This window comes from Frankia sp. CcWB2 (assembly GCF_977927585.1).
Window position 1 is genome coordinate 24111 of the sequence record NZ_CDWRCM010000005.1, and the last position, 7553, is coordinate 31663.

A 7553-nucleotide genomic window follows, 5' to 3' on the forward strand; every position below is an offset into this window, starting at 1 on the left:
GGGAAGCGGGGGAAGCGGGGGAAGCGGCGGACCAGCGTCCGGCGGTCGTGGGCCGCAGCGGCCGGACCTGGCGGGAGATGCCCCGGCGGATCCGCGGCGCCGGGGCCGACTGCCGGGTACGCCTGGTCAGCCTCGCCGGGCTGGGCTTCGGCGCCCTGCGTACGGCCGGCGCGGGCGGCCCGTCGACGCTACGGGTCGGTATGGAGCTGCTCTCGCTCGGCAACCCGCTGACCCCCCTGCTGCTCGACATCGTCGACGGCCCTGACGGGGCGCCCACGGGTTACGAGGCGCCCACGGGTTACATCACGAGCTGGGCGGCTGGCCCGCTCACCGACCCGCTCGAGCGGCAACGCGGCGACGACAGCATGGCCGCGCAGCTCGCGAACGGTGAGTTCGCCGCCCCCGCGGACGTCATGGACATGCTCGCCCCGCTCGGCGCGCTGCTCGACGACGCCGCGACCCAGCTCGGCGTCGTTCCCATCGAGCTCAGCCCGGACCATCTCGTGCACTGCCGGGGATCGCTGCGGCTGGTCGGGTACGGCCGCCACGGGTACGCGCCGGCCCGGGGGGTGATCCCGCCTGCGTCCGAACGTAGCCAGGACACGGTGGAACTGCTCGGCGACGACATCCCGGCACCGGACGCCCCGCTGGAGGAGTGGCGGGCAGCGCAGGTCCGGGCGTTGGCCCGGCTGATCGGGTGGTTGTCCACCGGCCGCCGGCCGACCGCCTACGGTGCGGTGACGGGCGGATCGCGGGCGGCGCGCGAGCAGGCGGTGGACCGGTACCTGCGGGGCTGCGGGATCGACGCCCGGGTTGCCGACCTGCAGCCCGGCCGGCTCCGGGAGGAGCTCACGACGCTGGCCGCCGCGGCGCGGCGCACGAAGATCACCGAGGGTCTCGCCGCCTCCGACGTCATCATCGCCTACCATCACGACGCCGCGGCCCGTGGCGGGTTCGGCGACCGCAACCCCCGCTTCGAGCGGGGCCTGGTCGGCGGCACGTACCTGGGCACGGTCGACCGGGTCGACCCCCGGTTCGTCGTGATGAAGCTCAGGTACGGCGTCCGGGTGTTCGTGCCGCGTTCCGGCACCGGGTTCGACGTCGATCTCACCACCGTCCTGCAGGCCGGTGAGCAGCGCCCGGTGACGGTGCGCCGTTTCGACGAGACGCTCACCCCGCGCGGCGATCCCAAGGGCCTGCGGGGAGTGTTCGCGCCGGCGGGGACGGAGGTCATGACGGCCGAGCGCCGGGTCAACCCGGAGCCGGTGCGCCTCGCGACGAGCCTGCAGTCCGGGCGGGCGGCGGTCGGCGTGGCCGCCTTCGAGGCCGCGGACCTGTCCAGCCCGCTGGCTGGCCTGCTCGGCGGTTCCGGCTGGCTGCTCTGCCCGCCCGACGACCTCGCCCGGACCCTGGTTGCGCTGCGACGCGTGCGGTCCGCGCACCGGGCACCGGACGGCGCGGTGCCCGATCCGGCCCGGATCATCGCCTTCGGTGTCGACCCGGCGGCTCTGACCGAACCGAACGCCCTGGCGAGCGCCGGCCAGCGGGTGGAGTTCGCGCTGCCGCTGCTCGACGAGGACGGCCAGGCCCACGCTCCGCGCGCCTGGAGGGACCTGCCGCTGGTCGATGACGTCTCGTTGCAGGGGCTGCGCAGGCGCATCGGAGCGACGGCGGGGCAGAGCGCGGCCCGGCGGCTGTTCGCCGCGGCCTTCGCGCACCTGCTGGTGAACCCGGACGAGAGTGCCCTCGCGGCCGACACCGGCAGCCCGCAACGCGGTGGGCGTAGCGCAATCATGACGATGCTGCAGGAGATCGGTCGGGCGTTCGCCGGGCGGCCGGACCTGATTGTCACGGTCACCGCGGAGCTCGCCGAGCAGCAGAGCGTCCTGGCGGCCCGGGACAGCGCGAAGATGCTCGACGAGCTCGCGGCGGTCCTGCGGCCGCTGCCGGCCGAGCGCCGGATCGTCATCGACGTGATGCGGCTGGTCATGCGGGAGCGGATCCGGCCGGAGACCCGCCGGATGCTGCTCGCCGAGACGCTGCCCGCGACTGGTGTCCTCACCGGTTGCTGGGGTGACGTCTGGCAGATCACCGCGGTCGGTCTGACCGAGCTGACCGAGGCCCTCGAACGGGTGGCCGCGACCGGGCAGGTGCTGGCCCGGGCACCCCGACTCGACCGCGACGCGGTTGTCTCGCTCGCGGTCGCCGGCGCGGCGCCGGCGGTGGTGCGGTGCGCGCCGCTGTTGCCCGTCGATCTGATCCGGGAACTCACGGAACGTGCCCGGGTGACGCCCGAGGTGCTGCGGGGGGAACCAACCCGGTGAGTGGGCGGCCCGGCAGCGGCATCGTCCACCGGATCGAGCTGCTCGCGCGGGCCGGCGCCGAGGCGGTGCCCGGACTCACCGAGGACGAGGTCCGCCGGTTCGTGCTCGATGGCGGCCCGGACGGCGGCCCGGATGGCGGCGCGGACGGTGGCGTGGTGGAGGGCGCGACCGCCTCCGCCGCGACCGCCTCCGCCGAGGACGTGTCGGCCCCGGTCGCGGACCCGCGGGCCGCGTTCGCCGAGACCCCGGTCGTCGCCCCTGAGTCGGACTGGATGCCGGACTGGTGCGCGGCCCTCGCGGCTGCCGGCGGGCTGGCGGCCGACGAGGTGCGGGACCGGGCGATCGAGGAGAACCTCCTGGCCGGACCGGGTCCGGTGCCGCCGTCGCGGTGGGACCCCGACATCGCCGGGTGCCTCGCCGAACGGTGGGAGACGACGAGCCTCGCCGAGCTGATCGAGCTCGGGCGGGTGCTGGCCGCGGGTGACCTGCTCTGGATCCGCTCGGTGGCCGTCACGGTCGGGGTGTCCGTGTCGGAGGTGGTCGACGCGGCACTTGCCCAGCGCCTGCTCGGCCAGGCGCGGCCACCGTCACCATCCGACTGGTCCCAGGCGGACGTCGCCTCCTACCTCACCGAACGGTGGACCGCGGTGCCGTTGGTGGCGTTGCTCGACGTGGCCCGGGACCTGACGCGGTCGAGCGTCGGCTGGCTGCGCGCGGTGGCCGACGCCGCCGCGGTCCCGGTCTCCAGCGCGATCGACCGGGCCGTCGCGGAGGGCATCCTCGGCGAGGCCTCGCCGACGGACGCGGCGCTGCCGCCGCTGATCGCCGGCTACGTCGCCGCACGCTGGGACGAACGGTCGCTGCGGGACATCATGGCGACGGTCCGGGTCCTGGTGAACGGCGACCTGGAGTGGCTGCGTTCCTTCGGCGCCGCGCTCGGCGCGAATCCGGGCGGCCTCGTCGACGAGGCCGTCACGGCGGGCCTGCACCAGGCTGACCCGCCGCCCGATCCCGTCTGGTGGGTCGATCCGCGCGTCGTCGCGTTCGCGCGATCCCGGTGGGGCGTCCTGCCGCTCGACACCCTGCTGAAGATCGTCCGATGCCTCGCCGTCGAGGACATCGTCTGGACCACGCAGTTCGCCGAGCTTGTCGCGGCGGACCCGTCGACGGTGATCGAGACCGCCTTCCAGGAGAACCTGCTCGGCAGGCCGGGCATGTCGGCGTGGGCGGTGGCCCTGTTCGACGACGACGTCGTCGGGCTGTACCTGTCCCGGCGCTGGGGCATCCATCCGCTCGCCGAGACCCTGAACAGGGCCAGCCTGATCGGGGCGGCGCGCGACTGGCTGGTCCGGCTCGCCCGGATGTCCGGGCAGGACGTGGCCGACGTGCTCGACACCGCGATCGCGGAGGGCGTCCTGCGCCGCGGGGCGCAGTCCGCGCCCCCTCGCTGGAGGGTGTCTCCGCGCCCTATCTGGCCGCTCACTGGGGCACGATGCCGCTGCCCCGGCTGCTCGTCGAAGCGGCGCGCGCGGCCCGGGGCGAGCCGGACCCCACAGGACCCCTCACCACCGGTCCGGCGGGGCCGGCCACCACGGGTCCATCCGGTCCATCCGGTCCATCTGGTTCGTCTGGTTCGTCTGGTTCGTCTGGTTCGTCTGGTTCGTCTGGTTCGCCTGGTCGGGTTGCCGGTTCGTCCGCGTCCTTCGCGGCGGAGGTCGCGTCGCTGGTCGCGCTCGACCCGGCTACCGTCGCCGCGACCTGCGGTGCCCGCCTGGTGCGGGTGGCCGCCGCGCTGCACGGGGCGCCGCGCCTGGTGTCGGCGCTGGGCGCGTTGGACCCGCCCGCCCGGGCCTGGTTGCTGGCGGTCGCCGACCTGCTGCCCGCGGGCGCGGACGAGGTGGATCTGGCCGTCGCCGCCACCACGGACGACCCGGTCGCCGTGGTCGGCCTGGCTCTGGAGCACGGCATAGCGGTGACCGAGGCCGCTGCCGCGGCCGCGTGTCTCGGCCGGGTACCCGAGGCCGACCGGCCGGTGCTCGCGCCGCTCGGGGGGCTGCTCGCCCGGATACCCGTGGCCGTGCTGGTGACACTCGCCTCGCTCGACCTGGAACCCGCGGTGCGCCGGGCCCTGGCCGGCGTCGAGCAGGCACATCCGGGCGCCGTGGACGTGGTCGCGCTGCACGGGGCGCCGGCGGCGCCCATTATCACCGGGCCCCGGTCGCAGGCGATGATCTCGCTGCTGCAGCGGATCGAGCCGACACCGGGACTCGTGCCGTGGATCCTGACCGCGGGTCCCGAGGCGGCGGTCGCGGTCGCCACGGCCGGTCCCGGCGTCATCGACGTCGCCGCCCGGGCCGCCGACGCCTGGCGGCGTGGCGACGTCGCCGGCCCACTCGCCGCGATCAAGGCTGCCTGGGAGGCGACCGGCCCGACGGACCGGGTCTGGCCCGTCCCAGCCGCGGGCGTCAGCCGCCGGGGTGACAACCTCATCCGGCTGGCCATCACCGTCTATCCCCTCGCGGCGCGGGGACGTTCGGTCAGCGAGATCCTGAGCATCCTCGCGCGCTGACCCGCGGCCACCCCGCCCGCTACCCGCCCGCCCATGCCGCTGTCACTCACGCCGCCGTCACTCACGCCGCCGCCACCGCTGTCGTAATTGTCACCGCGGCGGGGGTGGCCTACGAGGCCGTGGAGGGGGAGGCGGCCTTCTACGGCTCGAAGATCGACGTGCAGATCGTCGACAGCGCCGGCCGTGAAGCCACCCTGTCCACCGTGCAGATCGACTTCCATCAGCCAGAACGGTTCGATCTGCACTACGCGGGCCCGGACGGCGCGATGCGCCGGCCGGTCATGGTCCACCGCAGCGTCATCGGCAGCGTGGAGCGGGCCGTGGCCCACCTCATCGAGTCGCACGGCGGTGCCTTTCCACCATGGCTTGCGCCCGTCCAGCTGGTGGTCCTTCCGATCTCCGACGCCGAGGCACCCCACGCCCTCGCGCTGGTCCGGCAGGCGGCCGACCGGGGACTGCGGGCCGAGGTCGCCGGTCCGGAGCGCGGCACCCTGGGCGCGCGGGTCCGGGCCGCTCGTCTGGTGCCCTACCAGGCGATCATCGGTGCCCGGGAGGCAGCCGACGAGCGGGTCTCCCTGCGGCTGCGGGACGGGCGCCGCCTGGAGGCCCGGCCCGCCGCGGAAGTCCTGGCCGGCATCGATCTCCTGACAAGCGCGCACGGCACCGATCTATGGACCAATCCCCGGGAGGCCGGTGTCCGCCCGTAGCCGGCACCCGGTGGCCCGCCCGCTGCCCGCCGGTTGGCCTCGACGCGCGGGGGAGCGCCCGACCCGCGGGTGTTCTCAATAGACATGCGTCGACATACCAAGCGGCCCCATATTGGCGAGTATCAGTATGGGGCCGCGTTCTTTGTGGCTGGGCTGAAATTTACACGCCGCGCAGCTCCCGGTATTTACTCAGCACGTCTTTCACAGCGTCCGTCACGGGCTGTTCCTCGGTGAGTGGCGTCCAGGTGTAGGCGTCGTGTTCCTGAAGTTCGACCGGCTCAGGGGACGTAATGAAGTAACAAATACGTGATCGAGAGCATCATCGCAGGTCACAGGCCTGTGGAGGGTTCGAAACGCGTAAGTTATTTCATTTCGACTCCTCAGGGCTGGCCACGTCCACGGCGAAGTTGAACTGTCGGCTTTTCTTACCACTTCCTGATGCGTAGTCGAAACTGTCGAGGTAATCGCGGACGGCGGTCACGTGCAGGCCGGTTTCTTCCTCGACCTTCCGGATAAGCGCCGAATCCAGCGCCTCACCCGGCTCGACTTTTCCGCTGGGCAGCTCGAAAATCCCGCCCATAAAATCGTCCTCAGGACGTTGGAGAAGTAGCACCCTACCGTCGTGCTGGACAACTGCGCCGACGACGAACTGCTGTACCTCGTCGCGCTCGGCCTCGGCCCGCTGTCGGACTCTCGCGGTCACTGTTCCTCAAAGAATTGTACGTGGTTGAAGCGGCGCGGCGTGAGGGTGTCGGGAAGCAACTCATGCACGCGCTTTTTGAGCTTGCCATGAAGCACGATTGCAGCCGTGTGGAGTGGCAGACTGAAGCCACCAGCCAGGACGCCCATCGCTTCTATGTCGAGTTGGGCGTGCCAGTGTTCGAGGGCAAGGCGTTCTATCGACTGGAAGGCGACAAGTTGCGGCGGGCCGCTGGTTTTCCTGTAGAGACAGGGTGAGAGCGAGGTGGTTCAGACACCGACCTCGTCGCCATTATCCTGCGATGGTGTGATTGACAGCATCGCCGACAGCCATAGTCGTCATTTCCGGGAGATGGAGGGCTCTGCCGGGCCGATCGTTAAGACCGGGCGACGGACGCGGGGATCGCGCCGGCACCTCCACTCTCCGTCGAGCATGATCTGCAGCCGCCTTGGGGACGTAATGAAGTAACAAATACGTGATCGAGAGCATCATCGCAGGTCACAGGCCTGTGGAGGGTTCGAAACGCGCAAGTTATTTCATTTCGACTCCTTGACGAAGGCGGGAAGGTCCCCGGCGGGGTACCCGCCACCGCAGGCGACTACGTAGAGATTGCGATTCCCGTCGGTCATGGCGAAACCTCATTGTGATCGTTTTGGAAGATCGCTGCGGTTTTCGTCTCGTCGAGCACTCTCTCGTGCCGCGTCTCGTCCTCGGGTCAGGAAATGCTTTTCTATACCGAAAAATCAAAGTTATCAACACCGGATCCGGATCCGGTGCAGGTCGTCCCTGCCGGGGCGGGGCAAGTCAGATCCGGGTGAAGGCCTCCGCGTCACGACGGAAGCGGTCCAGCTCGGTAAGACTGATCGTCGGCCGGGCCAGCCGGGCGGCATCCAGCAGGTCCTGCGTGCTCAACGGGGTTACCACCGGGCCGTGGCCGCCCCCGCCGCTCTCCGCTCCCGCCCCGGCGCCGACCTTCGCCCCGTCGGCGGCCCGGTGGAAGGCGGCGGCGGCGGATCGCTGCACGACCGCCGAGAGATCGGCCGGCGTGAACAGGTCGGTGGCCGCGACGACGGCGTCCAGATCGATGTCCCCCTTGTTCGCGACCCGGTCCAGCAGCCCTTCGAGCAGCACCCGGCGCCCCTTGGCGTCCGGCGGCCCGACAGGGAGGACGAGATCGAACCGGCCGGGCCGGATGAACGCGGGATCCAGCGCCGAGACCGCGTTGGTCGCGCAGATCAGCAGCCGGCCCTGCA

5 protein-coding genes and 3 pseudogenes are annotated in these 7553 nt (G+C 71.9%); 5 read left to right on the top strand and 3 right to left on the bottom strand.

The window, feature by feature from the left end; translation table 11 throughout:
• The 4 genes and pseudogenes from ACY45C_RS01530 to ACY45C_RS01545 all read left to right on the top strand — a co-directional run.
• A partial coding sequence (locus tag ACY45C_RS01530; RefSeq protein ID WP_462185890.1) for a hypothetical protein occupies window positions 1-2324 on the top strand: 2324 nt, incomplete at its 5' end.
• A complete protein-coding gene (locus ACY45C_RS01535; protein ID WP_462185891.1) occupies window positions 2321-4294 on the top strand; it encodes a hypothetical protein in 1974 nt (657 codons plus the stop codon). The genes ACY45C_RS01530 and ACY45C_RS01535, both read left to right, overlap by 4 nt.
• Window positions 4222-4893, top strand: a complete 672-nt coding sequence (locus ACY45C_RS01540; protein ID WP_462185892.1) for a hypothetical protein — start codon at window positions 4222-4224, stop codon at window positions 4891-4893. Before ACY45C_RS01535 ends, ACY45C_RS01540 begins: the two co-directional genes overlap by 73 nt.
• Before the next feature lie 92 nt (window positions 4894-4985).
• Window positions 4986-5600, top strand: a pseudogene (locus ACY45C_RS01545) (aminoacyl--tRNA ligase-related protein); the annotation flags it as partial.
• 160 nt (window positions 5601-5760) lie between these two features.
• On the opposite strand, the pseudogene ACY45C_RS01550 reads toward ACY45C_RS01545, so the two are convergent.
• Window positions 5761-6303 (bottom strand): annotated as a pseudogene (locus ACY45C_RS01550) (NUDIX domain-containing protein).
• 14 nt (window positions 6304-6317) lie between these two features.
• On the opposite strand from ACY45C_RS01550, the gene ACY45C_RS01555 reads away from it, so the two are divergent.
• Entirely contained in the window at window positions 6318-6557 is a 240-nt protein-coding gene (locus ACY45C_RS01555) for a GNAT family N-acetyltransferase (RefSeq protein ID WP_462185893.1), read from the top strand.
• 34 nt (window positions 6558-6591) lie between these two features.
• Here ACY45C_RS01555 and ACY45C_RS01560 read toward each other — a convergent pair whose 3' ends face one another.
• Together ACY45C_RS01560 and ACY45C_RS01565 are read right to left on the bottom strand one after the other, a co-directional pair.
• Window positions 6592-6792 (bottom strand): hypothetical protein, encoded by a 201-nt coding sequence (locus ACY45C_RS01560; RefSeq protein ID WP_462185894.1) that lies wholly within the window; start codon window positions 6790-6792, stop codon window positions 6592-6594.
• Window positions 6793-7104: 312 nt separating this feature from the next.
• Window positions 7105-7553, bottom strand: a pseudogene (locus tag ACY45C_RS01565) (ATPase); the annotation flags it as partial.